This window comes from Pseudomonas sp. LAIL14HWK12:I7, from assembly GCF_000483465.1.
Taxonomy (GTDB): domain Bacteria; phylum Pseudomonadota; class Gammaproteobacteria; order Pseudomonadales; family Pseudomonadaceae; genus Aquipseudomonas; species Aquipseudomonas kermanshahensis.
Window position 1 is genome coordinate 362,944 of record NZ_AXYZ01000008.1, and the last position, 26,706, is coordinate 389,649.

A 26,706-nucleotide genomic window follows, 5' to 3' on the forward strand; every position below is an offset into this window, starting at 1 on the left:
CCGGCCCCGTTTAAAGCGTCACAGCAAGGGTTTTATCGCCGGCCAGGCATTTTCCAGCAGGCGCTGCTGGGCACCTTGCGCAGGATGGATGCCATCAGCTTGCATCAGCGCCGGCACACCGCCCACACCCTCCAGGAAAAACGGCACCAACGGCACCTGTTTTTCCGCAGCCAACTGTTCATACACCTGGGCAAACGCCGTGGTGTAACGCACACCATAGTTGGGCGGCAGGCGCATCCCCAGCAGCAGCACCTTGGCACCCGCTTGCCGAGCGCTCTCGATCATCGAAGCAAGATTTTGTTGCAATTGCTGCGGCGGCTGCCCGCGCAGCCCGTCATTGCCGCCCAACTCCAGCACCACCACCGCCGGCTTGTGCGCTGCAAGCAGCGCCGGCAGCCGCGCCTGGCCTCCTGCACTGGTGTCGCCGCTGATCGACGCGTTGACCACCTGATCATCGAAACCTTCGTCCTTGAGCCGGGTCTGCAACAAAGAGACCCACCCCTGGCGGCTATCCAGGCCAAAACCGGCGCTGATACTATCACCAACCACTAGCACCGTTCCCGCCGTGGCGCTCTGGGCCAGGCAACACAAGGCCAGACCGGCACTCAACCACCACATTCGCATTGGATTCTCCATGGGCCCCAGCATTCTCGTTGCGCAGAACCTTAGCAAAGTGGTCCCCAGCGCGGAAGGCGATCTGACCATCCTCCACGCCCTCTCCCTCGATCTCGCCCAAGGCGACAGCCTGGCCATCGTCGGTGCTTCGGGCTCTGGCAAGTCGACGTTGCTCGGCTTGCTCGCCGGCCTCGACCAGCCCAGCGCCGGCAAGGTCATCCTCGCCGGGCATGACCTGGGCCCACTGGACGAAGACCAGCGCGCCCGCGTGCGCGCCGAGCATGTCGGCTTCGTATTCCAGTCATTCCAGTTGCTAGACAGCCTCAACGCCTTGGAGAACGTCATGCTACCCCTGGAGTTGGACGGCCGCCGTGATGCCCGCGAACACGCGCGCACCCTGCTCGAACGGGTTGGCCTGGGCAAGCGCCTGAGCCACACCCCGCGCCAGCTGTCCGGTGGCGAGCAACAACGGGTAGCGATTGCCCGCGCCTTCGCGGCACAACCTGCCGTGCTGTTCGCCGACGAGCCCACCGGCAACCTCGACAGCCACACCGGCGAGCGCATCAGCGACCTGCTGTTCGAATTGAACAAGGAGCGCGGCACCACCTTGGTACTGGTCACCCATGACGAACGCCTGGCCAGACGCTGCCGGCGCCTTATCCGCCTGGACGCCGGCCGCCTGGTGGCCCCGGTGGAGGTCTGAGCTCATGACCAGCATGCCCTTCTCCCGATTGTGCGGCCTGGCGTTGCGCCAGTTGCTACGCGACATCCGCGCCAGCGAAGTGCGCGTGCTGTTCTTTGCCCTGCTGGTGGCCGTTGCGGCCAGTACGGCGATTGGTTACTTCGGTGCCCGCCTCAACGGCGCCATGCAATTACGTGCCAGCGAATTCCTCGGTGCCGACCTGGTGCTGCAAGGCAGCGCACCTGCCCGGGACGAACAGATCAGCGCAGGCAAGGCCCTCGGCTTGCGCCACGCCCAAGTGGTCGAATTCACCAGTGTGGTGGGCGGTGACAGCGGCATCCAACTGTCCAGCGTCAAGGCCGCCGACGGCGCCTACCCCCTGCGCGGGCAAGTTCGCAGTGCCGCCGCCCCCTATGCCGAGGAAACCCCCGGGGGTGGCCCGGCGCCCGGGGAGGCCTGGGTCGAACCAAGGCTGCTGGCCGCGCTGGGGCTAGCGATCGGTGACAGCATCGACGTGGGCATGAAAAACCTGCGCATGAGCCGCGTACTGACCTACGAGCCGGACCGCGCCAACAACTTCTATAGCCTGACCCCGCGGGTAATGATGAACCTGGCGGACCTGGCCGCGACCGGGGTGATCCAGCCGGGCAGCCGGGTGTCCTACCGCGACCTGTGGCGCGGCGACGTCGAAGCGCTGGCCCAGTATCGCCAGGCCGTGGAGAAAAACCTCGCGGCCAACCAGCGCCTGCTCGACACCCGCGATGGCAACCGCCAGATTGGGGGCGCCCTGAGCAAAGCCGAGCGCTACCTGAACATGGCAAGCCTGGTGGCGGTATTGCTGGCCGGCGTCGCCGTGGCCATGTCGGCCAGCCGCTACGCCGCCCGGCGCCTGGATGCCAGTGCGCTACTTCGCTGCCTGGGCCTTTCCCGTCGGCAGGCCCTGGGCCTGTACTGCGTGCAGCTGGCCATGCTTGGCCTGGTGGCTGCCGTGGCAGGCGCCCTGCTTGGATGGTTGGCGCAACTGGGCCTGTTCCGGCTGCTGCACGGCCTGCTGCCGAGCGTGGTTCCGCCTGGTGGTGTCGTACCCGCGCTGGCCGGCATCGGCACCGGGCTGGTCGCCCTGGCCGGCTTCGCCCTGCCGCCCATTGCCGCCCTCGGCCAGGTACCCCCGCTGCGCGTGCTGCGCCGTGACCTGCTGCCGGTGCCACCCAGCAGTTGGCTGGTGTATGGCGCCGCCTTGTTGGCCCTGGGCCTGATCATGTGGCGCCTGAGCCTAGACCTGCTGCTGACCTTCGCACTGCTGGGCGGTGGCCTGGTCGCGGCGGTGGTGCTCGGCGGCCTGCTGCTACTGGGCCTGCGCAGCTTGCGCCAACTGTTGGTCGGTGCCCCGCTGGCCTGGCGCCTTGGGCTCGGGCAATTGTTGCGCCATCCGTTGGCTGCCGCTGGCCAGGCCCTGGCTTTTGGCCTGATTCTGCTGGCCATGGCGCTGGTCGCATTGCTGCGTGCCGAGCTGCTCGACACCTGGCAGGCACAATTGCCCAAGGATGCACCCAACCACTTCGCCCTGAACATCCTGCCGGATGATCGTGAGCCCTTCGCTCAACACCTGCAGCAGGTCAATGCAGCCTCGGCGCCGCTGTACCCGGTAACGCCCGGCCGCCTGATCCAGATCAACCAGCAACCGGTGCAGCAGATCGTCAGCAAGGACTCCGCAGGCGAACGCGCCGTGCAACGCGACCTCAGCCTGACCTGGGCCGCCGAATTGCCCAATGGCAATGCACTGACGGCAGGCGAATGGTGGCAGGCACTGCCGTCGGGCGACGAGATACCGGGCGTTTCGGTGGAGGCCGAACTGGCCACGAGCCTGAAGCTGCAACTGGGTGACCTGCTGACCTTCGACATCGGTGGCCAGCAACGCCAGGCCCGGGTCAGCAGCCTGCGCAGTGTGCACTGGGACAGCTTCCAGCCGAACTTCTACATGATCTTCCAGCCTGGCACGCTGCAGGGGTTGCCCACGACTTACCTCACCAGCTTCTATCTGGCCCCAGGCCATGACCTGGATGTGGTCGCGCTGTCACGGGCTTTCCCGGCGGTGACCATCCTGCAGGTTGACGCGTTGCTGGATCAGCTGCGCAGCATCCTTGCTCAGGTCACCCTGGCGGTCGAGTATGTGCTGCTGTTCGTCTTGGCGGCAGGCTTGGCGGTGCTGTTCGCCGGCTTGCAGGCAACACTGGACGAACGCATTCGCCAAGGCGCCCTGCTGCGGGCACTGGGCGCGGCACGGCCATTGCTGGTCAAGGCAAGACGTATCGAGTTTGGCCTGCTGGGCGCAGCCAGCGGGTTGCTGGCTGCACTGGGTTGCGAGCTGATCACGCTGGTGCTGTACCGCTATGCCTTCGACCTGCAATGGAACCCGCACCCGTGGCTGCTCGTGCTACCGCTGGCGGGGGCAGTGCTGGTGGGGGGTGCTGGGGTGCTCGGCACGCGGCGGGCGCTCAATGCCAGCCCATTGACCGTGTTGCGGGAGGGGTGAAAAACCTCTACAGGAGCGTAATACTGTTCACTTAATTAGCCATCGCCTGTACTGGGGCCGCTTTGCGGCCCATCGCGACACAAGGCCGCTCCTACGTGTAGCTGATGCTGTTGACGTACCAGGCCGCGTCGCCGGTCGGGGTCTGCACCACCACCTCGTCGCCCTCCTCCTTTTTGAGCAAGGCACGGGCCATGGGTGAGTCGATCGAGATGTAGTCGTTACGCCCATAGATCTCGTCATACCCGACAATACGAAACTTCTTGGTCTCGCCCTCGTCGTTCTCGATCTCGACCCAGGCACCGAAAAACACCTTCCCTTCCTGCTCTGGCGAATACGCCACGACCTTTACATCCTCAAGGCGCTTGCGCAGGTACCGGACCCGGCGGTCGATCTCGCGCAACAGCTTCTTGTTGTATTGGTAATCGGCATTCTCGCTGCGATCACCCAGCGATGCCGCCCAGGTCACCTTCTGGGTGATCTCGGGGCGGTAGACACGCCACAGGTGATCCAGCTCTTTTTTCAGGGCCTCATGGCCTTCGGTGGTGATGATGTTGGTGCTCAACAGCGTTCTCCTCAACGGCGGGTGATCAGGCCTTGACGAGCGATGCGGGTGAGATGGCCAATGACTTCGGCGGCCTCGGCAGAGGCCGGGGCCTGAATGACTGCCAAGTCGAAACGGTCGTTGCCATACTGCGCGAGATGGCAGCAGGTTTCGGTGAACTGGATAAGAAAGGCACGCGCCTGGCCCTTGCGACGTGAAAGGCCTTCGAGATGACGCAAAAGGGTAGGCTGATGCTGGCCACCGAGCAGGATGCGCGGTGTGCGGGAGGCCTCGTTTGCAGGCAACGGGCTCAAACAGACGCTAGTACGTGGGCTACGTGGGCAACTCATGGTGCTTCTCTCCGCCTCGCGAATCCCGCTGGGCAGCGGTGGGAGGCGTCACCGAACCAGCGCTTTAGCGGTATTTCGGATGACCCGGAGGGGCCTCTCCTGCGCCCCGCAAGTAGCTGTTTAAATCGGCGCAGGCGGTATGCTAGAGCTACAAGCGCAAAGATTCAAGCCTCAAGCTGCACGATGCAGCTTGAGGCCCGGGGCCTGTCAGCGGGCGATCAGGCGGTCGAGGGAGAAGCGACCTGCACCTTCGATCATCACCGCCAAGGTGCCGGCCAGCAGCGCCAGGGCGAATTCATAACCATTGTTGGACATGAACAGGCCGTTGCCGATGTGCACCGAGAAGATCGCCACCACCAGGGTCACCGTCAGCGCCAGGGCCGCTGGCCGCGCCAACAAGCCGATCACCAGGGCCAGGCCGCCGAAGAACTCGGCGCTGCCAGACAGCAAGGCCATCAGGTAACCCGGTGCCAGCCCGATGCTTTCCATCCACTGGCCGGTGCCCTCCAGGCCATAGCCGCCAAACAGGCCGAACAGCTTCTGCGCGCCATGCGCCATGAAGATGATGCCGACCAGGATACGGATCACGCTGAGGCCAGCGCCTGCACGGGTTGCGATCACTGCGTTGAGGGAGGTGGTGTTCATGTTGTGGCGTCCTTGAATCCGGGAAGTTGTGTTGGAATGGCGCCATCATAATCAATTCAATGAATATGAAAATCGCAAAAACCCCAACATAACAATCGACAAAATCGATTTGTCAGCGCTTGGCTACTCGCTCCAGAACAGCACGCTCACGGTTGAACGCCAGGAAGTACTTGTTGACACTGTTGACGAAGTTGACCGGCCCCATGCCCACCTGCTCCATCGCAATGCGCTCGGTCTGGAAGAACCACTGGTTGCCGTTGAGCCCCCGTCGGCGGGCTTCAGCACGCATCGCCTGGACCCGTTCAGGCCCCAGGTTATAGGCCGCCAGCACAAACGCCATGCGCTCTCGCTCGTTGATCTGGGCACTGGCAAAGAACTTTCGCCGGATCAGCGCCAGGTAGCGGGCACTGGCTTGGACGTTGCCATCGACCGTGGCGGTATTGCTCACCCCGACCCGTTGCGCGGCCGACGGGGTAATCTGCATCAGGCCATGGGCGCCGCCCGTGCCGCGGGCCGAGGGGTTGAGCGTCGATTCCTTGAAGGCGAGCGCGGCCAGGTTGAGCCAGTCGATCTGCTGCGCCTCGCCATGCTTCTGCAGCACCGCACGCACTGCGCTCAGCCGCTGCCGATCCTTGCTCGCCAAGGGGTTGTGTACGCGGTACTGGCGACGGTAGATGCGCTCGAACGCGGCATCCTGGTTATCCGGTGCGCGGTAACCCTGCAGAAAGCGATCGACGCTGGCCAGCAGTTGCGGGGCGTCGCGCCCCACGTACCAGCGCATGGCTTGCGGCGCCCCCAGGTGCACACGGCTGTCCAGGCGCAGACGCGGCATCACCCTGGCCCAACGCAGGGCAATCGGGCGCTCGACCACTGTCAGGTGATAGATACCGGCCTGGACCATTTCCAGCACGTCTTCCACCGCCAGGGTCGAGTCGACCCACTCCACCTTGATCGGCGCACGCTTGCGCAAGGCCAATTGCTGGTTCACCTGCTGGATCAAAGGCCCGGCGGCACTGGCACTGGTCAAGGCGACCGTACGCCCCGACAACTGCTCGACATGGCTGAAGCTGCGCTCGCCTTTGCGCCCGACCAGCATCAGCGGCACCTGGTCGAGCACCGGCGCGCTACTGCTGACGCCCCGCACCACCACCGGGTCGAGCAGTTCACCCGGGGCAGCCAAGTCCCCTTCGCCGCGCTGCAGGGCACCCAGCAACTGCTCTTTGGCGCGGGGGATGAGTTTCAGCTGAATCTGCTGCCCATCGCCAGCCCGAGCATTCAGGTAATGCTCAAGCGCGCGCAGGCGATAGTATTCGATGCCGACCGGCTCGCCCTTGACCTCGCCAGAGCTGTTGCGGCTTTGATTGACCAACACCCGCAGCACCTTGCTGCTACGGATCTGCTGGAGGTCACGCAGCTTGCTGGGCGGGATATTTTGCTGCGGCCCTGGCAGGCGTGCGTGGGCAGCACCGGCAGTGGTCAGCCCAAGCATCAGCAAGAAGGTCAGCAGGTATCGCAGCATGCGAAGCGTGTCCGAGGTCGGTGGGCGGCGTTCATGTGGCATCGCCGCTTCGTGATAAATGACGGCAGAAGACCATGGCAACAGCATGAAGTTCTTGGTTTTTTCCGAAAAACGCGGATTTTGCTATGCTGGCCGCCCCGCGGCACGAGATAGCACCATGCAACTGATCGATATCGGCGTCAACCTGACCAACAGCAGTTTCCACGACCAACAGGCGGCCATCGTCGAGCGCGCCATCGAGGCAGGCGTGGCGCAAATGGTCCTGACGGGCACCAGCCTGGCGGTCAGCGAGCAGGCGCTGGAGCTGTGCCAGCAGCTGGATGCAAGCGCTGAACACCTGTTCGCCACCGCTGGCGTGCACCCTCACGATGCCAAATCCTGGGATGCCAACAGCGAGCGTCAGCTGCGCCAATTGCTGAATGAGCAACGGGTACGGGCAGTGGGCGAATGCGGCTTGGACTTCAACCGCGACTTCTCCCCTCGCCCGCTGCAGGAAAAGGCCTTGGAAGCTCAACTGGCGCTGGCTGCCGAACTGGGCTTGCCGGTGTTTCTGCACGAACGTGATGCCAGCGAGCGCTTACTGGCCATCCTCAAGGGCTACCGCGACCAGCTGAACGGTGCCGTGGTGCACTGTTTTACCGGCGAGCGTGAAGCATTGTTCGCCTATCTGGACATGGACCTGCACATCGGCATAACCGGCTGGATCTGCGATGAACGCCGCGGAACGCACCTGCATCCCCTGGTCGGCAACATCCCGGAAGGCCGCCTGATGCTCGAGAGCGATGCGCCCTACCTGCTGCCGCGCAGCCTGAGGCCCAAGCCTAAAAACGGCCGTAACGAACCGGCGTTTCTGCCGGAGGTGCTGAGGGAAGTGGCGTTGCACCGGGGCGAGCCCGTGGAGCACACGGCAGCCCATACGACGGCGGCGGCACGGGCATTCTTTCGACTAGTCTGAGCTGGCCCCTGCCCTGTTTTTTCTTGATACATATCAAGAATGCCTCTGTCGGGTGCAGGCACAATGATGGCACCTTGCCAATATTGTTTCCGCTCAACTCAGAGAAGACCTGCCCATGGGTGCCTGGCTTAGCAATGTTTCCCTGAAGTACAAGTTCTGGGCCGTCAACGCGGTGGCCTTTGTCACGACCTTGCTGCTGGTGCTCTACGCCGTGCACCTGGAGCAACGCGCCCGCGCCGACGCGGCCCAGGCGCAAGCTGCGGCACAAGCCCAGCTGCTGTCCGCCTGGCCTGCCGGGCAAGCGCTGCCCCGGCAAGCCAATGTCATCAGCTGGTTGCCGGGCCAGACGCCACGTTTTGCTGGCGAACCGATCGAAGTTCTGCGCAACGCCCAGGGCTGGGTCGACCTGCCCGCCGCGTGGCTGCTGGGCGACAACCCGCTGCGCGGCGCCCAGGTGCTGCAACACGGCGACCAGCAGGTTGCCGTACTGGCCCAGTCGCCAAGCGTGCGCCAGGTGTTCTTCGAACGCTTCACCAACTACGCCGTGTGCGTACTGATCCTGATGCTGGCCATGCTCGGAGCTTCGCAGTTGCTGATCCGCTTCCTGCTCAGCCAGCTCAACACCCTCAAGGACGTCATGCTGCACGTGGAGAAGACCGGCGACCTGTCGGCGCGGGTGCCGTTGGCATGTGGCGACGAAGTCGGCCAGATGGCCGGGGCCTTCAATGCCATGCAGTCGACCTACCACCGTGTGGTCAGCACCGTGGCCCTCACCGCCGCGCAACTCGACGCCGGTGCAGCGCGCCTGGCGTCTAGCATGAACGACGTGCGCCACGGCATGCTCGGCCAGCAAAGTGAAACCGACCAGGCCGCCACGGCCATCAACGAGATGTCGGCCACGGTGCACCACATTGCCCAGCATGCCGGCGCTACCCGCGACCTGTCGCAGACGGCCGATACGCTCGCCGGCAGCGGCCAGGAAGTGGTTAGCCGCGTACAGGATTCGATCGCAGGGTTGTCCAGCGGCGTGCAGCAGACCGCCGAGATGATCCGCCAACTGGCCGAGGACAGCCAGAAGATCAACGGCGTGGTGGGGGTGATCCACAGCATTGCCGAGCAAACCAACCTGCTGGCACTGAACGCCGCCATCGAAGCAGCACGCGCGGGTGACTTGGGCCGCGGCTTCGCGGTGGTCGCCGATGAAGTACGCAACCTGGCCAAACGCGTGCAGACCTCGACCGACGAGATCACCACCATGGTCTCCGCGCTTCAGTCCGGCACCCGCGATGCAGTGGAGTTCATGCAGGAAAGCTCGTACAAGGCCGACGATTGCGTTAAACAGGCCCAGGCAGCCGGTGAGGCGCTGGCCGAGATTACCGGTGCAGTGGCGCAGATGCGCGAAAGCAATACGCAAATCGCCGTAGCTGCCGAAGAGCAAAGCCAGGTGGCCGAAGAAATGAACCGGGCGGTGGTGAGCATCCGTGATGTCACTGAACACACCGTGCAACAGACCGTCGGCTCGGCCACCACCAGCAACGAATTAGCGACCCTTGCTGGCGAGCTGAACAAGGCCATAGGCCAGCTCAAGCTATAGTCACCTTAGCGTGTCACGATAGCCAGGCTCGATTGGCCCCCTCCCGGGGGCCGCACTAAGCTTTGGGCATGACCGAGAGGAAATACCCATGAGCAAACGCCTGCCCAATCTGCCCGCCTGGCAATGGCGTGGCTATCACCACAATCATCGCCACCCGACCAACCTGGCGCTGCACCTGATTGCCGTACCTCTGTTCATTCTCGGCGTGCTGCTGGTGTTGTCCGGCCTTTTTGCCCTGGACTTGGGTCAGCTTGCCGTTGGCATCATTTCTCTGATCGCTGGCCTGGGCCTGCAACGTCACGGGCATCGACTGGAAGCCCAACAACCCGAGCCGTTCGCCAACCGCAAGGACGCCGTACAGCGCCTGCTGACCGAACAGTTCATCACTTTTCCGCGCTTTGTATTGAGCGGGGCCTGGTGGCGGGCTTGGCGCGAACGGCACAAGCATCGCCACTAAAGGCTGAAGCGGACCTCTAGGCGAAAACCGTAACCGTTTGACGGCTTAGCGCCAGTAACTCGCCCTCAGCCGACCAGAGCGCGGCGGCGGCATGCCCATAACCATCACGCGCGTATTCGGTCTCGACGCAATAGCGGCACCAGTCCAGTGTCGACAGCGTCGGCGTGGGCTGGATGAATTCGATGGTCCAGGTCAGCGTACTGCCGGCTGCCGGCTGTTTCAGGTGCGGCAACAGGCTCGGTGGCCAAGCATCTACCAAAGCCAGCAGGTGAGACACGTTCAACGCTTCGTCGGCGATGTCGCGCAAGCGTACCCAGCCGCCCATCTGCCGCGAATCGTTGCCACTGAATGGCAGCCCGCCCACCGCCCAGCGAAGGGCTACATGGCGCATGAATTCCGGGGTCACGCCTTTGATGTAAGGGAGTTCTGGGGCGGCTTGCTCCAGCGGTTTCATGGCAAACGCCGGTTGCGCCGGGATGTCGACCACCGAGGGGCGGCCTGCACCGAAATTACCCTGTACCAGCGTCACCACCTGCCCTTCCTGCACCGCTCGGCCAAGCAAGGTAGTGACAGCCTTGCCTTCACGCAGCACGTCGACCTCGAAACGAATCGGTACATCCGCCGCCGCGGGCGCCACGAAGCTGATGGCCAAGGAGCGCACAGGGCGGTCATCGGTCAGCTTCAGGCGCATTGCTTCATAGACCATGGCGGCCATCAACCCGCCGAAGGCCGCGCGGCCCTGGGCCCAGGTCGGGGGGACGGTTACCGATTCAGCATTCGCTCGCACGGCGTCGAGCAGTTCAGTGAAGTTCATCGCACGTAGGCTCCTGCAGCGTATCGATCTGGGGGCACGTAGTGCACGCGCCCTGCATCGAAACATACTAACCAGCCCGCCTGCACCGATCAGGCCCTAAATCGGTCATATGCCGGGCTATCGCTGCTTCAACGCCACCTGCAAAGCCTCCATCGTGAGGTCGGATTGACGCTCCGCCTCATGCAGCTCTTGCTCCCAGTCGATCTTGCACGGCGCCAGGTCGGCGTGCTCGCGCGCTTGCAGCAACCATTGCAGGCGGTCATGCCAAGTGCCCAGGTCACCCTGGGCCTTTTTCAGCAGGCGCTGCAGTTTTTTTCCGGCATGCTCGAGTTGCGGATAGGCCTCATCACCGTAGCGTGCACGCTTGATCAACAGCCGCAGCCGATGCCGATCGTGGGCCGGGTCTGCCAGTGCCTTGCGCAGCTTGCGCCATTGCTGAACCAAGCGTTTGTCGACGCGTTTTTCCAGCGCATCCGCCAGGCCCTCGCGATCCGCCGCACGCAGGAACAACGGAAACGCATCCACGATCGCCAGCAGACGGGTCAGTTGCGGGCTGCCAGCGACACTGGCAAAGGCCTTGCCCCGCCCTGCCAGCCGCCGCTGCCCGACCTCGACCAAGCCTCGCCCGACCAGCTCGGCCGCCAGCACCTCACGGTCACGCAACGGCGTCGTCAATGTGCCCAGGGACTTGGCAGCGGCCTCCAGCTGTTCGACACCCGGCAACCCCCGCAGCGGCCGCAGCAGGCTGCGCAAGCGCCGTACAGCGATGCGCAGGTCGTGCAGTGCCTCGCTGTCGGTATCCGCGGCAAGCCGCTCGCGGCAGGCCAGCAGGCGCACTTGCAAGGCCAGGATTTGTGAAACGACATGATCGAGCATGGCAGACATGGGACGCTCCTCGGTCAGCGGCCAGCGCGCGACTCACGAATGTAGAAACGCGCCTTCTCGGCCTTCTTGGTGCACCCTTCAAAACCTTCGAACTGCTGCTGGGTCTTGGCCCCCGTCAGCAGCGACAACGCCTTCGAATAACTGACAGTACCGGCAAACCCTTCGGCCTTGGCCAGGTCGAGCTCCTTCCAGGCGGCATCCAGCTGGGTCGCGCAGCTGTCACGGTAGGCCGTCTTGCCCGCACAGCCAGCAAGGGCCAGGGCAATCAGTGGAAGGCAGATCCAGGCTTTCATCGGTAATTCCTCAAAGTCAAAAGAGTGGCTGTTCGACGCATGGGCAAGCAAAAAGTGCCCGCGTGTGGGCTTTGCTTAGCGTAGATCAGCGCGGTCTACATTGAAGCACAGGCAGCAATGGGTGCATTGTTAAACCATGGTTGCACAGGCTGAGGGAAAATCATGAGTAAACGCGTGGCGCTGGTGTTGGGGTCGGGGGGTGCACGAGGGTATGCACATATCGGGGTGATCGAAGAAATAGAGCGGCGCGGCTACGACATTGCCTGCATTGCCGGCTGCTCCATGGGGGCAGTGATTGGCGGCATCTACGCCGCCGGCAAACTCGACGAGTATCGCAACTGGATCGAAAGCCTCGACTATCTGGATGTACTGCGCCTGGTCGACGTCAGCTTTCGCCTCGGCGCGATCCGCGGTGACAAGGTTTTCGGACAAATCCGCAAAATCGTCGGCGACATCAACATCGAACAGTTGCGCATTCCTTACACCGCCGTAGCCACCGACCTCACCCACCAGCAGGAAATCTGGTTTCAGGAAGGTTGCCTGCACCAGGCCATGCGCGCTTCGGCGGCGATCCCTAGCCTGTTCACCCCAGTGATGCAGGGCAACCGCATGCTGGTCGATGGCGGCATTCTCAACCCGCTGCCGATCGTGCCGGTGGTGTCCAGCCACTGCGACCTGATCATCGCAGTCAACCTCAACGCCACCAACCAGAAGCAGTACCAGTTGCCGGTGATCGAACGCCCGGCAGCCTTCAAGATGCGCTTCGATTCGCTGCTTAGCTCACTGGGTTCGCGCCTGCCGTTCCGGCGCAAGCCGGCGGAAGAACTGATACGTATCGAACAGGAAATCGTTGCCGAAGGCCTGGCCCCACCCAGCCCATGGTTGGCGGATGTCGCCGACCCGGAAGGCCAGCAGCCCGCAGCCGCGCCCGAGCGCGAAGGCGCACCCAAGTCGGCCACCGGCTCGTTCATCATCGACAACGTGGGGCCGGCTTCGCTGCTGGACCTGATCAACCAGAGCTTCGAGGTGATGCAGACGTCGTTGGCGCAGTACAAGATCGCCGGTTACCCGCCAGATGTGTTGATCAACGTACCGAAGCGGGTGTGCCGGTTCTTCGAGTTCTACAAGGCCCCCGAGCTGATCGCCCTGGGGCGGGAGATTGCGCGGGACACGCTGGACAACTACGAAGGGGTGAAGCGCTAGGAGGCCGCTCCTACAAAAGGCCGGAAACAAGACAGGCCGCATTATGCGGCCTGTCTTGTCATGCAGTGATCACTCAGTAACGGGTGATATCAGCATTGGCTTCGAGCTGCTTGCGGTAAGCCGCAAAGTCTTGCTGGCCGGCACGCGACGCGAGGTAGCGGCGAATCTGCTGCTTCTCTTCGTCGGTGGCGGCGGCGCCTTCGTTGACACCTTTGAGCTGCAAGACAACCAGGCTGCCATCGCCCAGGACCACGCTGCCGTATACCGGCTTGTCCTTGGCTTGCGGCTTGCCCAGGCGGAACACGGCCTGCAGTTCGGCCGGGTCGATACCCTCCTCACCGCGGGTCACCGCCTCGTAGGCTTTCCAGCCCTGCCCTTCATGGACGCTGCCAGCGGCAACAGAACCATCACGCAGGCCGGCAATCAGCTTGTCCGCCTTGGTCTTGAGCTCGGCAGTCGCCTTCTCCTTGGCCAGGTGTTCGCTGATGTTCTTGGCCACGGCTTCCAGCGGCAGTTGTTCTGGCTTGCGGTGCTCCTTGACGCGCAGCACCACGGTGGTTTCCGGATCGAGCTCGATGGCGGTGCTGTTGGCACCCTCTTCCAGCACTTCTTCCGAGAACGCCGCCTGGACTACCGCACGGTTGGCGGTGATACCTTCGCCACCCTCACGGCCGAAGGCTGCGGAGGTGTGCACCTTCAGGTTCAGGTCCTGTGCCGGCTGAGCCAGGTCAGACGCCTCGTACGCGGCATCCTGCAACTGCTTGCTGGCGTCGACGTAGCGCTGTTCCACCAGCGGGATCTTCAGGTCACGGGTGAGCTTGTCTTTCAGGCTGGCAAAGCTCGGTACTTCCGGCGCCTCGACACCCAGCAGCTTGATCAGGTGGTAACCGAACTCGGTGCGAACCGGGGCCGACACCTGGCCATCCTTCAGCTTGTACAAGGCATCTTCGAAGGCTGGGTCGTACACGCCCGGGCCGGCGAAGCCAAGGTCACCACCGCTGTTGGCCGAACCTGGGTCCTGGGAGAACTCCTTGGCCAGTGCGGCGAAGTTTTCACCCTTGGCCAGGCGCTGCTCGATCTCTTCGGCACGGGCCTTGGCCTGGGCGTCGGTGACCTTGTCGTTGACCTCGATGAGAATGTGCGCCGCATGGCGCTGCTCGGCGAGGTTGGCGATTTCTTTCTCGTACTGGGCCTTGAGTTCGTCGTCGCTGACCTTGACCTGGTCGAAGAACACCGACTTTTTCAGCTCGATGTAATCGATGACCACCTGGTCGGGCGACATGAATTCCTTGGCGTGCTTCTCGTAGTGCGCCTTGACCTCTTCTTCACTGACCTTGACCGCGGCCGGATCGGCCTTGAAGGTCAGGGAGGCGAAATCACGGGTCTGCTTCTCAAGGCGTGCAAACGCCTCGACCTGCTTGTCAGTGACGAAGCTGCTGCCGGCAAGGCCGGTACGCAATTGGCCAATGAGCATTTCTTCGGCGAGCATGTCGCGGAATTGCAGGCGGCCGTAGCCCATCTGGCGAATGACCTGGTCGAAACGATCGGCGTTGAACTTGCCGTCAACCTGGAATTCCGGGGTTTGCAGGATCACTTGATCCAGCGCGGCCTCGGAGAAGGCGAACTTGGCATCTTCAGCACCTTGCAACAACAGCTTGCGGGTGATCAGGCCTTTGAGCGCCTCATCACGCAGCAGCTTGTCATCCAGCAGTGCAGGGTCGAAATCCTTGCCCAGCTGTTGCATCAGCTGGCGGCGCTGCATGTCGGCCGCTTGGCTCAGCTCGTTCTGGCTGATGGTCTGGCCGTTCACCTTGGCGGCGTCCTGGCTATGGCTGGCAGCCTGGAAAATGGCCTCGAAGCCGGTCAACGCCATCAACACGACGATTAGGCCGATGATGGTCTTGGCAATCCAACCTTGTGAATTGTCCCTGATATTTTGCAGCATGCGTCCCCCAGAAACGGCTGTACCACTGCGTCGACAACCGCGGAGCGTGGGTAGAATCCTGATAAAAGAAAGGCGCATCCGAGGATGCGCCTTTTCTTAGCAAACGTGTCAGGCGGGAACGTTTGCGACCCGCCTTAACGTGCTCGGACCTGGCGAAGCCGGGCCCGGCTGAAAGAGACGACTTAGTTGACGGCGTCTTTCAGGCCTTTGCCAGCCTTGAAACCTGGAACCTTGGCAGCAGCGATTTTGATGGCGTTGCCGGTTTGCGGGTTGCGGCCGGTGCGCTCGGCGCGCTCCTTGACCGAGAAGGTGCCGAAGCCAACCAGAACGACGTCGTCGCCTGCTTTCAGGGCACCCGTTACGGAGTCGATCACAGCGTCCAGAGCCTTACCTGCGGTAGCTTTGGAAATGTCAGCCGATGCAGCGATAGCGTCAATCAGTTCCGACTTGTTCACTCTAAGTCCCCTTATTTCTCTATTGAGTTTGTTTCTAAGTATGTAATGAAAAGCGTATCAAACGAGTGCTGGGTGGCCTGATAACAATAGCGTGCCGCTTTATAGCAAGGCCCCGAAAAAACTGTCAAGGAAAGCCCCCCAGCCAAAAACTACTAATGCGTGCTGATTCTTTCCTTCGCGTCGCTGTCGCGCTTCTCTTCCTTCGCGACAATCTCCGGAGCCACATCTGGCAAGGGCTCCGGGGCGTATTGCAGCGCAATTTGCAGGACTTCGTCAATCCATTTGACCGGTTTGATCTGAAGATCCTGTTTGATATTTTCCGGAATCTCCTTCAGATCGCGAACATTCTCCTCGGGAATGATCACCGTCTTGATGCCACCACGGTGTGCCGCCAGCAGTTTTTCCTTCAACCCGCCAATGGCCAGCACCTGGCCACGCAGGGTGATCTCGCCGGTCATGGCCACATCGGCACGCACCGGAATCTGCGTCAGTGCCGACACCAGCGCGGTGCACATGCCAACACCGGCACTCGGGCCATCCTTCGGCGTAGCGCCTTCAGGCATGTGGATGTGCACATCGTGCTTCTCGTGGAAGTCGGCTGCGATGCCCAGGCTGCGGGCGCGGCTGCGTACCACGGTCTGCGCGGCAGTGATCGACTCGACCATGACATCGCCCAGGGAACCGGTCTTGATCAGCTGGCCCTTGCCAGGAATGACCACGGCCTCGATGGTCAGCAACTCGCCGCCCACTTGGGTCCATGCCAGGCCGGTCACCTGGCCGATCTGGTCCTGCTGCTCGGCGAGGCCGTAGCGGAACTTGCGCACGCCCAGCAGGTGCTCGAGCTGCTCGCTGGACACCTTGACCTTGACCTGCTTCTGGCCGGTATGTTCCTTGACCACCTTGCGGCAGACCTTGGCAATTTGCCGCTCCAGGCCCCGCACACCGGCTTCGCGGGTGTAGTAGCGGATAATGTCGCGGATCGCCGAGATATCGACCTCGAGCTCTTCCTTCTTCAAGCCGTTGGCTTTGACCTGCTTGGGCACCAGGTACTTGACTGCGATGTTGATCTTCTCGTCTTCGGTGTAGCCCGGCAGACGGATGACCTCCATCCGGTCCAGCAGCGCTGGCGGGATGTTCATCGAGTTGGAGGTGCACAGGAACATCACGTCCGAGAGGTCGTAGTCGACTTCCAGGTAGTGGTCGTTGAAGTTGTGGTTCTGCTCAGGGTCGAGCACTTCGAGCAGTGCCGAGGCAGGGTCGCCACGCATGTCACTGCCCATCTTGTCGATTTCATCGAGCAGGAACAGCGGGTTACGCACGCCGACCTTGGTCATCTTCTGGATCAGACGGCCTGGCATGGAGCCAATGTAGGTGCGGCGGTGGCCACGAATCTCGGCCTCGTCACGCACACCGCCGAGGGCCATGCGCACGAACTTGCGGTTGGTGGCAGCGGCAATCGACTCGGCCAGCGAGGTTTTACCGACGCCAGGCGGGCCGACCAGGCACAACACTGGGCCACGGATTTTCTTGACGCGCTTTTGCACGGCAAGGTATTCGAGAATGCGTTCCTTGACCTCTTCCAGGCCATAGTGGTCGGCATCGAGGATTTCCTCGGCCTTGGTCAGGTCCAGGCGCACCTTGCTCTGGGCCTTCCACGGCACCTGCACGAGCCAGTCGAGGTAGGAGCGAACCACCGTAGCCTCGGCCGACATCGGCGACATCTGCTTGAGCTTGTTCAGCTCGGCCTGGGCCTTGGTCAGGGCATCTTTGGGCAGGCCAGCGGCTTCGATGCGCTTTTTCAGCTCTTCGACTTCGTTGTGGCCTTCGTCGCCATCGCCGAGCTCTTTCTGAATGGCCTTCATCTGCTCATTCAGGTAGTACTCGCGCTGGCTGCGCTCCATCTGCTTCTTGACCCGACCACGGATGCGCTTCTCGACCTGCAACAGGTCGATTTCGGCATCCAGCAACGCCAACACGTGCTCGACGCGGGTCGCCAGGTCGACAATCTCGAGGATTTCCTGCTTCTGCTCGATTTTCAGCGCCATGTGCGCGGCCATGGTATCGACCAGGCGCCCAGGCTCTTCGATGCTGTTCAACGAGGACAGTACTTCGGCAGGGACTTTTTTGCCCAACTGCACGTACTGTTCGAACTGCGACAGCAACGTGCGCACGAAGACCTCCGACTCGCGCTCGGCGGCGTCGACTTCGTCGATCAGGGAGACTTCGGCACGGATGTGCCCTTCCACTTCCGTGAAGCGCTCTACCGCGCCACGCTGCTCGCCCTCTACCAGCACCTTGACGGTGCCATCAGGCAGCTTCAGCAATTGCAGTACGGTGGCAACGGTGCCGACGCGGTACAAGGCATCTTCGCCTGGATCGTCATCGGCTGGGTTTTTCTGGGCCAGCAGCAGAATCTGCTTCTCGCCCGTCATCGCGGCCTCTAGGGCTTCAATGGATTTTTCGCGCCCCACAAACAGCGGGATGACCATGTGCGGGTAAACAACGACATCGCGCAATGGCAAAAGAGGCAAGTCGAGGGTGGTCTTCATGATTTCGCCTCTAACAGCGGCCTTGATGGCCGGAAACCGGTGGAAATGATGCTTGGACCTAATGTGGGGGCACGCTTGGGAAATTACAAGCGCTTGCGCAGGAAAAGCAGAAAGGGGCCCGTAGGCCCCTTTCTTGCTTGCAACCATCACCCAAGCATCACCTGAATCAGGCGTCGGGTGCGGCCTTGGCTTGCGGCTCGCTGTTCTCGTAGATCATCAGCGGCTGCGAACTCCCTTCGATGACGCTCTCATCGATCACCACCTTGCTGACATCCTTCTGCGAAGGAATCTCGTACATGGTGTCGAGCAGCACGCCTTCGAGGATGGAACGCAGGCCACGGGCGCCAGTCTTGCGCTCCAGAGCCTTGCGAGCAACGGCCTTGAGCGCATCGCTGCGGAACTCGAGGTCGACGCTTTCCATCTCGAACAGCTTGGCATACTGCTTGGTCAGTGCGTTTTTCGGCTCGGTGAGGATCTGCATCAATGCAGCCTCGTCCAGCTCATCGAGCGTCGCCAGTACTGGCAAACGGCCGACGAACTCAGGGATCAGGCCAAACTTGACCAGATCGTCCGGCTCGACTTCACGCAAGGACTCGCCAACTTTCTTGCCTTCTTCCTTGCTACGTACTTCTGCACTGAAGCCGATGCCACCCTTGGTGGAGCGGTTCTGGATGACCTTTTCCAGGCCAGAGAACGCGCCACCGCAAATGAACAGGATGTTGCGGGTATCAACCTGCAGGAATTCCTGTTGCGGGTGCTTGCGCCCACCTTGCGGTGGAACCGAAGCAACGGTGCCTTCGATCAGCTTCAACAGCGCCTGCTGCACGCCTTCGCCCGAGACGTCACGGGTGATGGACGGGTTGTCCGACTTGCGCGAAATCTTGTCGATTTCGTCGATGTAGACAATGCCCATCTGGGCCTTTTCCACGTCGTAGTCGCACTTCTGCAGCAGTTTCTGAATGATGTTCTCGACGTCCTCACCCACATAACCGGCTTCGGTCAGGGTGGTGGCATCGGCAATGGTGAACGGTACGTTCAACAGGCGTGCAAGGGTTTCGGCGAGCAGGGTCTTGCCCGAGCCAGTAGGCCCGATGAGCAGGATGTTACTCTTGCCGAGTTCGACTTCGTCGCCCTTCTTGTCACGCTGGTTAAGGCGCTTGTAGTGGTTGTATACCGCTACGGCCAGCACCTTCTTGGCGCGCTCCTGACCAATCACGTACTGGTCCAGGATGCCGCTGATTTCTTTCGGCGAAGGCAATTTGTGCGCGCTGCTCTCGGCCTGGGCTTCCTGCACCTCCTCACGGATGATGTCGTTGCACAGGTCGACGCACTCGTCGCAGATAAATACCGAGGGCCCGGCAATCAATTTGCGCACTTCGTGCTGGCTTTTGCCGCAGAAGGAGCAATAGAGCAATTTGCCGCTGTCCTCGCCGTTACGGGTGTCAGTCATTCGATCGATCCAATCCGGTAGGCTTGCAACACAAGATGAAGGCAATTGCGGGCTTTTTCAAGTCCGCAGGTAGGCGCTTTCGGCACCCACCTGCTCTGGCCCCTGGGATCAGGAGGCCAGTTGCCGCTTGTCGTATACCGAGTCGATCAGGCCGTACTCGGCCGCGCGCGAGGCGCTCATGAAGTTGTCACGCTCGGTGTCGCGCTTGATGGTCTCCAGATCCTGGCCAGTGTGGTAGGCCAGCAGCTCGTTCAGACGCGCCTTGATATTGAGGATTTCCTGGGCATGGATCTCGATATCGGTAGCCTGGCCCTGGAAGCCGCCCAGCGGCTGGTGAATCATCACGCGCGAGTTCGGCAGGCAGTGACGCTTGCCTTTGGCACCGGCAGTCAGCAGGAACGCGCCCATGCTGCAGGCCTGGCCGATGCAGATGGTCGAAACATCCGGCTTGATGAACTGCATGGTGTCGTAGATCGACATGCCAGCGGTGACCGAGCCACCCGGCGAGTTGATGTACAGATGGATATCCTTGTCCGGGTTTTCCGCTTCGAGGAACAGCATCTGCGCAACGACGAGGTTGGCCATGTAATCCTCTACCGGGCCAACCAGGAAAATCACACGCTCCTTCAACAGGCGCGAGTAGATGTCGTAAGCGCGTTCGCCACGGGCGGACTGCTCGATAACCATCGGGACCAGGCCGCCTGCGGCCTGGATGTCAGAGCTCTGCTGAATATAAGAATTGCGGGACATGTCCTGCGCTCACTCCCAAATAGTCATGGCTTGAATACGCACAAGCCAGCGCGAAGGCTGGCTTGTGGGGGTTTCCTACGAGAGTAGCGTATTACTCGGCTTCGGCAGGTGCCTGGGCTGGTTTTACGGCTTCTTCGTACGAGACCGACTTGTCGGTCACAGTCGCTTTCTGCAGAACAGTATCTACAACTTGTTCTTCCAGCACAACCGAACGGACTTCGTTCAGTTGCTGGTCGTTCTTGTAGTACCAGGAGATGACCTGCTCAGGCTCTTGGTAAGCCGAAGCCATTTCTTCGATCATTTCGCGAACCTTGCCTTCGTCTGGCTTCAGTTCGAACTGCTTGACCACTTCAGCGACGATCAGGCCCAGGACCACACGGCGCTTGGCTTGCTCTTCGAACAGCTCAGCTGGCAGTTGCTCAGGCTTGATGTTGCCACCGAACTGCTGAACAGCCTGCACGCGCAGACGGTTGACTTCGTTTTCCAGCAGGGCTTTTGGCACTTCGATCGGGTTGGCGGCCAGCAGACCGTCCATGACCTGGTTCTTGACCTTGGCCTTGATTGCCTGACGCAGTTCACGCTCCATGTTCTTGCGAACTTCGGCGCGGAAGCCTTCCAGGGTCGATTCCTTGATGCCGAACTGAGCGAAGAAGGCTTCGTTCAGCTCAGGCAGCCCAGGGGCCGAAACGCTGTTGACGGTGATGGTGAACTCGGCGGCCTTGCCGGCCAGGTCCAGGTTCTGATAGTCCTCTGGGAAGGTCACGTTGACAACGCGCTCTTCGCCAGCCTTGGCGCCAACCAGGCCTTCTTCGAAGCCTGGGATCATGCGGCCGGAGCCCAGAACCAGTTGGGTGCCCTTGGCCGAACCGCCAGCGAACACTTCACCGTCGACCTTGCCGACGAAGTCGATGTTGACCTGGTCGTCGTTCTGCGCGGCGCGATCAACTTCTTCGAAGCGGGTGTTCTGCTTGCGCAGGACTTCCAGCATGTTGTCCAGGTCGGCATCAGCCACTTCGGCGCTCAGGCGCTCGACGTTGATCGACTCCAGGCCAGCAACGGTGAACTCTGGGAACACTTCGAAGATTGCGACGAATTCCAGGTCCTTGCCCTTTTCGAAGGACTTCGGCTCGACGGCTGGAGCGCCGGCCGGGTTCAGCTTCTGCTCGACCACGGCTTCGTAGAACGAAGACTGGACCAGATCACCGAACACTTCCTGACGGGCGTCAGCTTCGAAACGCTGACGGATCACGCTCATCGGTACCTTGCCAGGACGGAAGCCTGCAACCTTGGCACGACGGGCAGTCTGTTGCAGACGCTTGTTGACTTCGGTCTCGACGCGCTCGGCCGGGACGGCGATGGTCATGCGGCGCTCGAGAGCGGAAGTGTTTTCAACAGAAACTTGCATGGATATTCCTCGTTGCACAGACGTTAGCCGGCGTTAGCCCGACTCCAGAATCAAGGGCAAGCATTCTAGTGAGTCGCGCAGCAGAAGTCACCCCACTCGGGACGACGGGAAACCACGCCGGTCGATTAACTTGCAAGGCCCGCACGGCTTACCGCCAAGCCCCTTTCAATTGAGGCTGCGCAACGCCTTTGGCGACGCGCAGCCGTAATAACTTGTCAAACAACTGCTGCCTACGAAATCGCTTCCTTTATTGAGGGTCGATCTCGTTGAACTGGCAGTACTCTTCCCACGCCATGCCCAACGCCTCAGCGACCTCGCGATGGGTCTCCAGGCGCATGGCCTGCAGTTGCTCGGGGCTTTCGGCGATCAGTTGCAGCGCCAGCTCCCAAGGCTCGATGCCCTGCTCCTGCGCCGCATCTTCGAACGCCCACTCGAGCTGCTGAGCTTGCTCACGCGCATCCAACTCGCGGATTTCTTCGAGCAGTTGCGGATTGGCTTCGGCGAAGCGCTGCAGCGCCAGGGCCTGACGGGCTTCTTTTGCAATCATGGGGTTATCCTCTGCCGACCGCGGGGCCGGTGTTTCAACCGGCTGAAATCTATCAGCTTTTATTGGGGTGTCACCAGAGGATTACAAGGGGGTGCATGTAGATCCCACCCAAAAACCCCCACGTCAGAGACTGCGCCTACCAGGCCGTAGGAATACGCCTATACCGCGAGAGGGCTCCTGCAGGTTGAATGGAGTACCTTTTTTGGTACTATTCCATGAACAAGAAAATCATGCCACTGGAGGCTCACTTCTATCGCACCGAAGCAGGTAACGAGCCGGTACGCGATTGGCTGACCTCATTGCCCCGCACTTACAAGCACTTGATCGGCACCGAGATCAAAACAGTCCAAATCGGATGGCCAATCGGCATGCCACTCGTAAGAAAGCTTGAGAAAGACCTCTGGGAGATCAGGGTGAATCTCGTCGACACCATTGCCCGCGTGCTTTTCACCACAACAGGAAAGACGATGATCCTGCTTCACGGCTTCATCAAAAAAAGCCGAAAAATACCCACGATCGACCTGGAAACTGCCAGGCAGCGTATAGCTGCACTAAAGAGGGATAACAGATGAACCCACACATCGGCTCCAACTTCGAAGACTTCCTGGCAGAGCAGGACCTCGCAGAAGAGGTTTCCGCAACCGCACTCAAACGCGTCATTGCCTGGCAGATAGCCGAGGCCATGAAAGCCAAAAAGATGAGCAAGAAGGCGCTGGCTGAACGCATGCACACCAGCAGAACAGCGATTGACAGAGCATTGGACCAGAACGACCCAGGTATGACACTGGCCACCCTGGCCAGTGCAGCCAGAGCACTTGGGCAGCGTGTGGAGGTGCGACTGGTGCCAGACAAGGAACACACCCCGGCATGAGCACGACCTGCCCCTGACCTGCCAGGCAAAAAACACGAAGAGGCCGCTGCAGGCAGCCCCTTCACAAAAAGACGCCCCACCCGCCAACATGAAACGCAAAAAACAAAGGCGCCCGATCTTACGATCAAGGCGCCTTCGAAAAATATGGGGTGGACGATGGGAATCGAACCCACGACAACCGGAATCACAATCCGGCGCTCTACCAACTGAGCTACGCCCACCATATTGCGGTGTTGCGGTACAACCTTACAGAAGCATGGTGCGGACGAAGAGACTCGAACTCTTACAGCTTGCGCCGCTGGAACCTAAATCCAGTGTGTCTACCAATTTCACCACGTCCGCGTAACGCTTAAAACAAAGGCGCCAGATACTATCAAGGCGCCTCTGTAAAATATGGGGTGGACGATGGGAATCGAACCCACGACAACCGGAATCACAATCCGGCGCTCTACCAACTGAGCTACGCCCACCATATTGCGGTACATCTACTTGCTTGCCTAAGCTGCCTGATGGCGCACCCGGCAGGACTCGAACCTGCGACCATCCGCTTAGAAGGCGGATGCTCTATCCAGCTGAGCTACGGGCGCATAAGCGATCAGCCTAACCGAACGATGCTTTAGCAGAGAACCGCTAAACCATTCATTCTGCCCGACTTTGCCAACCAGTGCTAGGCAGTGCCCGACAAGTGCGGCGAATGTTATAGTCGAGGCGCAGGGTCGTCAACATCTTTCTCAAAAAAATTTAAATTATTTAAGGGGTTAGGGGATTTGCCCGACCACCCGCCTTTGCCCTCGGGCCGTGTCGTGCGAGAATGCGCCCTCTTTATTGTTTCCTTCTCGATGGTTAATCACGCGTCTATGACTGCACACCTAATCGATGGCAAGGCGATCGCCGCCAGCCTGCGCCAGCAGATCGCTCAACGTGTCGTGGAGCGTCGCCAGCAAGGCCTGCGCACCCCAGGCCTGGCTGTGATCCTGGTCGGCACCGACCCCGCCTCCCAAGTCTATGTCTCGCACAAGCGCAAGGACTGTGAAGAGGTCGGCTTCATTTCCCAGGCGTTCGACCTGCCCAGCGAAACCACGCAGCAAACCCTGACCGACCTGATCGACCGCCTCAATGATGACCCGGCTGTCGACGGTATCCTGCTGCAGCTGCCGCTGCCCGCGCACCTGGACGCCTCGCTGTTGCTCGAGCGTATTCGTCCGGACAAGGATGTCGATGGCTTCCACCCTTACAACATCGGTCGCCTGGCCCAACGCATCCCGCTGCTGCGCCCGTGCACGCCCAAAGGCATCATGACCCTGCTCGAAAGCACCGGTCAGGACCTGTACGGCATGAACGCAGTGATCGTCGGCGCGTCCAACATCGTCGGCCGCCCCATGGCCATGGAACTGCTGCTGGCCGGCTGCACCGTCACTGTCTGCCACCGCTTCACCAAGGACCTGGCCGGCCACGTCGGCCGTGCCGACCTGGTGGTCGTGGCCGCCGGCAAGCCGGGGCTGGTCAAGGGTGAGTGGGTCAAGGAAGGCGCCATCGTCATCGACGTGGGCATCAACCGCCAGGAAGACGGCAAGCTGGTCGGCGATGTGGTCTACGAGACCGCCTTGCCGCGCGCGGGCTGGATCACCCCGGTGCCGGGTGGTGTCGGGCCGATGACCCGGGCGTGCTTGCTGGAAAACACGCTGTATGCAGCGGAAGAGCTGCATAAGTAACAAGGCGTGACATGAAAACGGCACCTGCTGCAGGTGCCGTTTTTTTTGCCTGAAGGTTTTAGGCTCGCTGCACCGGCCTCTTCGCGGGTAAACCCGCTCCCACAAGTTCGGCACCTGTCTTCAAGACAGCGATGAACCTGTGGGAGCGGGCTTGCCCCGCGAAGAGGCCAACGCGGTCATCAACCGATTACTTGCGCGCTGCCTCCCACGACTTCAGCAACTCGGTGTAGCTCACCGTCTCGCCCTTGGGCTTCTCGTTAGCCAGCTTCGGCTTCGGCGCACCCGGCTGGTCGTACCAGTACTGGGCATCCTTTTCCGGATTGAGCTTCGGTGCACAGGTCGCCTGTGCGTTGGAACGCTGCAGCCGTTCCATCATGCGGTCCTGATCGCGGGCCAGGCCATCCAGCGCCTCCTGCGGGGTCTTTTCGCCACTGGCCACTTCGGCGATATGGCTCCACCACAACTGCGCCAGCCGCGGGTAATCGGGCACGTTGGTGCCGGTAGGCGTCCATTGCACCCGCGCCGGGCTGCGGTAGAACTCCACCAACCCACCCAGCTTGGGCGCCAGGTCCGTCATGGCCTGGGAGTTGATGTCCGACTCACGAATCGGCGTCAGGCCGACGATGGTCTTTTTCAGCGAAACGGTCTTGGAGGTTACGAACTGCGCATACAACCAGGCGGCCAGGCGTTGCTTCTCCGGGGTGGATTTGAAGAAGGTCCACGACCCCGTGTCCTGATAGCCCAACTTCATCCCCTCCTCCCAATACGGCCCCTTGGGCGACGGCGCCATGCGCCACTTCGGCGTGCCATCGGCATTGACCACCGGCAAGCCGGGTTTTGTCATGTCGGCGGTAAAAGCCGTGTACCAGAAGATCTGCTGGGCAATGTTGCCTTGGGCCGGCACCGGGCCCGCTTCAGAGAAAGTCATGCCCTGGGCTTCCTTGGGCGCGTAGGCACGCATCCAGTCCACGTACTTCTGTGTCGCATAGACCGCCGCGGGGCCGTTTGTGTCACCGCCTCGGGTAACGCTCGAGCCCACCGGGTGGCAGTCCTCGACGCGAATCCCCCACTCGTCCACTGGCAAACCATTGGGCAGGCCTTTGTCGCCACCACCGGCCATCGAGAACCAGGCATCGGTGAAGCGCCAGCCCAGCGAGGGGTCTTTCTTGCCGTAGTCCATGTGGCCGTACACGCGCTTACCGTCGATTTCCTTGACGTCTTCGGTGAAGAATTGGGCGATGTCCTCGTAGGCCGACCAGTTCACCGGCACGCCCAGTTCATAGCCGTACTTCTCCTTGAACTTGGCTTTCAGCTCAGGCCGCTCGAACCAGTCGGCACGGAACCAGTAAAGGTTGGCGAACTGCTGGTCAGGCAGTTGGTAGACCTTGCCATCCGGCGCGGTGGTAAAGGAGATGCCGATGAAATCTTTCAAGTCCAGCGTCGGCGAGGTGTAGGCCTTGCCCTCGTTGGCCATCAGGTCAGTGATCGACTCGACCTTGCCGTAACGAAAGTGCGTGCCGATCAGGTCCGAATCGTTGACCCAGCCGTCATAGATGTTCTTGTCCGACTGCATCTGTGTCTGCAGCTTCTCCACCACGTCGCCTTCCTGCAGCAGGTCGTGGGTCAGCTGGATGCCGGTGATCTCGCTGAATGCCTTGGCCAGCACCTTGGACTCGTATTCATGGGTGGTGATGGTTTCCGACACCACGTTGATCTTCATCCCACGAAACGGTTCGGCGGCCTTGATGAACCACTTGAGTTCGGCCAACTGCTGCTCTGGGGTCAGGGTCGACGGTTTGAACTCACTGCCGATCCACTTGTTCGCCGCGTCTTCGTACTGGTCGGCCCACGCCATCCCGTGCACGCTGGCCAGCACCAGCAACGCGGCCAGGGTCAAATGTCGCCGTTTATGATTGTTGTGGAACATTGTGATCTC

At 61.4% G+C, this 26,706-nt stretch carries 25 protein-coding genes and 4 tRNA genes; 9 read left to right on the forward strand and 20 right to left on the reverse strand.

Features of this window, described 5'->3' with window-relative positions:
- Window positions 1–18: 18 nt before the first annotated feature.
- Entirely contained in the window at window positions 19–624 is a 606-nt protein-coding gene (locus D886_RS0110730; protein ID WP_027593934.1) for an arylesterase, read from the reverse strand.
- 10 nt (window positions 625–634) lie between these two features.
- Here D886_RS0110730 and D886_RS0110735 point away from each other — a divergent pair, with 10 nt between their 5' ends.
- Together D886_RS0110735 and D886_RS0110740 are read left to right on the forward strand one after the other, a co-directional pair.
- Complete coding sequence (locus D886_RS0110735; protein ID WP_027593935.1) at window positions 635–1,318, forward strand: ABC transporter ATP-binding protein; 684 nt, start codon at window positions 635–637, stop codon at window positions 1,316–1,318.
- 4 nt (window positions 1,319–1,322) lie between these two features.
- Window positions 1,323–3,830, forward strand: coding sequence for an ABC transporter permease (locus D886_RS0110740; RefSeq protein ID WP_027593936.1), 2,508 nt, complete (start codon window positions 1,323–1,325; stop codon window positions 3,828–3,830).
- Between the two features lie 91 nt (window positions 3,831–3,921).
- Here the strand turns inward: D886_RS0110740 and greB are convergent, their stop codons facing one another.
- The 4 genes from greB to D886_RS0110760 all read right to left on the reverse strand — a co-directional run bounded on the left by greB (window position 3,922) and on the right by D886_RS0110760 (window position 6,885).
- On the reverse strand, window positions 3,922–4,392 hold the full coding sequence (gene greB / locus D886_RS0110745; protein WP_027593937.1) for a transcription elongation factor GreB: 471 nt from the start codon (window positions 4,390–4,392) through the stop codon (window positions 3,922–3,924).
- Between the two features lie 11 nt (window positions 4,393–4,403).
- Window positions 4,404–4,721, reverse strand: coding sequence for a hypothetical protein (locus D886_RS0110750; RefSeq protein ID WP_027593938.1), 318 nt, complete (start codon window positions 4,719–4,721; stop codon window positions 4,404–4,406).
- Window positions 4,722–4,928: 207 nt separating this feature from the next.
- A complete protein-coding gene (locus D886_RS0110755; RefSeq protein ID WP_027593939.1) occupies window positions 4,929–5,366 on the reverse strand; it encodes a DoxX family protein in 438 nt (145 codons plus the stop codon).
- A 112-nt stretch (window positions 5,367–5,478) separates the two neighbouring features.
- Window positions 5,479–6,885, reverse strand: coding sequence for a transglycosylase SLT domain-containing protein (locus tag D886_RS0110760; RefSeq protein WP_027593940.1), 1,407 nt, complete (start codon window positions 6,883–6,885; stop codon window positions 5,479–5,481).
- A 157-nt stretch (window positions 6,886–7,042) separates the two neighbouring features.
- On the opposite strand from D886_RS0110760, the gene D886_RS0110765 reads away from it, so the two are divergent.
- The 3 genes from D886_RS0110765 to D886_RS0110775 all read left to right on the forward strand — a co-directional run bounded on the left by D886_RS0110765 (window position 7,043) and on the right by D886_RS0110775 (window position 9,891).
- The gene (locus tag D886_RS0110765; RefSeq protein WP_027593941.1) at window positions 7,043–7,840 is read left to right on the forward strand and encodes a TatD family hydrolase; all 798 of its coding nucleotides are present in this window, start codon (window positions 7,043–7,045) and stop codon (window positions 7,838–7,840) included.
- A gap of 115 nt (window positions 7,841–7,955) precedes the next feature.
- Complete coding sequence (locus tag D886_RS0110770) at window positions 7,956–9,434, forward strand: methyl-accepting chemotaxis protein (protein ID WP_027593942.1); 1,479 nt, start codon at window positions 7,956–7,958, stop codon at window positions 9,432–9,434.
- A gap of 88 nt (window positions 9,435–9,522) precedes the next feature.
- The gene (locus D886_RS0110775; protein WP_027593943.1) at window positions 9,523–9,891 is read left to right on the forward strand and encodes an Mpo1-like protein; all 369 of its coding nucleotides are present in this window, start codon (window positions 9,523–9,525) and stop codon (window positions 9,889–9,891) included.
- A gap of 16 nt (window positions 9,892–9,907) precedes the next feature.
- On the opposite strand, the gene D886_RS0110780 is transcribed toward D886_RS0110775, so the two are convergent.
- The 3 genes from D886_RS0110780 to D886_RS0110790 all read right to left on the reverse strand — a co-directional run bounded on the left by D886_RS0110780 (window position 9,908) and on the right by D886_RS0110790 (window position 11,883).
- Window positions 9,908–10,705, reverse strand: coding sequence for an acyl-CoA thioesterase II (locus tag D886_RS0110780; protein ID WP_027593944.1), 798 nt, complete (start codon window positions 10,703–10,705; stop codon window positions 9,908–9,910).
- Between the two features lie 117 nt (window positions 10,706–10,822).
- On the reverse strand, window positions 10,823–11,590 hold the full coding sequence (locus D886_RS0110785) for a CHAD domain-containing protein (RefSeq protein WP_027593945.1): 768 nt from the start codon (window positions 11,588–11,590) through the stop codon (window positions 10,823–10,825).
- Window positions 11,591–11,604: 14 nt separating this feature from the next.
- The gene (locus tag D886_RS0110790) at window positions 11,605–11,883 is read right to left on the reverse strand and encodes a hypothetical protein (RefSeq protein WP_027593946.1); all 279 of its coding nucleotides are present in this window, start codon (window positions 11,881–11,883) and stop codon (window positions 11,605–11,607) included.
- 162 nt (window positions 11,884–12,045) lie between these two features.
- Between D886_RS0110790 and D886_RS0110795 the strand changes: the two genes are divergently transcribed.
- Window positions 12,046–13,086, forward strand: a complete 1,041-nt coding sequence (locus D886_RS0110795) for a patatin-like phospholipase family protein (RefSeq protein ID WP_027593947.1) — start codon at window positions 12,046–12,048, stop codon at window positions 13,084–13,086.
- A 73-nt stretch (window positions 13,087–13,159) separates the two neighbouring features.
- Here the strand turns inward: D886_RS0110795 and D886_RS0110800 are convergent, their stop codons facing one another.
- The 7 genes from D886_RS0110800 to D886_RS0110830 form a co-directional block, all read right to left on the reverse strand.
- On the reverse strand, window positions 13,160–15,031 hold the full coding sequence (locus D886_RS0110800) for a SurA N-terminal domain-containing protein (protein WP_027593948.1): 1,872 nt from the start codon (window positions 15,029–15,031) through the stop codon (window positions 13,160–13,162).
- Window positions 15,032–15,213: 182 nt separating this feature from the next.
- The gene (locus D886_RS0110805) at window positions 15,214–15,486 is read right to left on the reverse strand and encodes an HU family DNA-binding protein (RefSeq protein WP_027593949.1); all 273 of its coding nucleotides are present in this window, start codon (window positions 15,484–15,486) and stop codon (window positions 15,214–15,216) included.
- A 152-nt stretch (window positions 15,487–15,638) separates the two neighbouring features.
- A complete protein-coding gene (lon, locus tag D886_RS0110810) occupies window positions 15,639–18,035 on the reverse strand; it encodes an endopeptidase La (protein ID WP_027593950.1) in 2,397 nt (798 codons plus the stop codon).
- A 166-nt stretch (window positions 18,036–18,201) separates the two neighbouring features.
- Window positions 18,202–19,485 carry an ATP-dependent Clp protease ATP-binding subunit ClpX gene (gene clpX, locus D886_RS0110815; RefSeq protein ID WP_027593951.1) on the reverse strand — a complete coding sequence of 428 codons (1,284 nt, stop codon included), beginning with the start codon at window positions 19,483–19,485 and terminating at the stop codon, window positions 18,202–18,204.
- Between the two features lie 108 nt (window positions 19,486–19,593).
- Window positions 19,594–20,235 (reverse strand): ATP-dependent Clp endopeptidase proteolytic subunit ClpP, encoded by a 642-nt coding sequence (gene clpP, locus D886_RS0110820; RefSeq protein ID WP_027593952.1) that lies wholly within the window; start codon window positions 20,233–20,235, stop codon window positions 19,594–19,596.
- A gap of 91 nt (window positions 20,236–20,326) precedes the next feature.
- Entirely contained in the window at window positions 20,327–21,640 is a 1,314-nt protein-coding gene (gene tig / locus D886_RS0110825; RefSeq protein ID WP_027593953.1) for a trigger factor, read from the reverse strand.
- 247 nt (window positions 21,641–21,887) lie between these two features.
- A complete protein-coding gene (locus D886_RS0110830; RefSeq protein WP_027593954.1) occupies window positions 21,888–22,187 on the reverse strand; it encodes a DUF6388 family protein in 300 nt (99 codons plus the stop codon).
- A 215-nt stretch (window positions 22,188–22,402) separates the two neighbouring features.
- Here D886_RS0110830 and D886_RS0110835 point away from each other — a divergent pair, with 215 nt between their 5' ends.
- Entirely contained in the window at window positions 22,403–22,759 is a 357-nt protein-coding gene (locus D886_RS0110835; protein WP_027593955.1) for a type II toxin-antitoxin system RelE/ParE family toxin, read from the forward strand.
- The gene (locus tag D886_RS0110840) at window positions 22,756–23,058 is read left to right on the forward strand and encodes an XRE family transcriptional regulator (RefSeq protein ID WP_027593956.1); all 303 of its coding nucleotides are present in this window, start codon (window positions 22,756–22,758) and stop codon (window positions 23,056–23,058) included. Before D886_RS0110835 ends, D886_RS0110840 begins: the two co-directional genes overlap by 4 nt.
- A 145-nt stretch (window positions 23,059–23,203) precedes the next feature.
- Here D886_RS0110840 and D886_RS0110845 read toward each other — a convergent pair.
- The 4 genes from D886_RS0110845 to D886_RS0110860 all read right to left on the reverse strand — a co-directional run bounded on the left by D886_RS0110845 (window position 23,204) and on the right by D886_RS0110860 (window position 23,645).
- Window positions 23,204–23,279 (reverse strand) — tRNA-His (locus tag D886_RS0110845).
- A gap of 36 nt (window positions 23,280–23,315) precedes the next feature.
- Window positions 23,316–23,400: transfer RNA gene (locus D886_RS0110850), tRNA-Leu, on the reverse strand.
- 52 nt (window positions 23,401–23,452) lie between these two features.
- Window positions 23,453–23,528, reverse strand: a tRNA-His gene (locus D886_RS0110855).
- A gap of 40 nt (window positions 23,529–23,568) precedes the next feature.
- Window positions 23,569–23,645, reverse strand: a tRNA-Arg gene (locus D886_RS0110860).
- A gap of 270 nt (window positions 23,646–23,915) precedes the next feature.
- Between D886_RS0110860 and folD the strand changes: the two genes are divergently transcribed.
- Entirely contained in the window at window positions 23,916–24,770 is an 855-nt protein-coding gene (gene folD / locus D886_RS0110865; protein ID WP_027593957.1) for a bifunctional methylenetetrahydrofolate dehydrogenase/methenyltetrahydrofolate cyclohydrolase FolD, read from the forward strand.
- 187 nt (window positions 24,771–24,957) lie between these two features.
- Here folD and D886_RS0110870 read toward each other — a convergent pair whose 3' ends face one another.
- Window positions 24,958–26,697: an ABC transporter substrate-binding protein gene (locus D886_RS0110870; RefSeq protein WP_027593958.1), complete on the reverse strand. Its 1,740-nt coding sequence runs from the start codon at window positions 26,695–26,697 to the stop codon at window positions 24,958–24,960.
- Window positions 26,698–26,706: the final 9 nt, after the last annotated feature.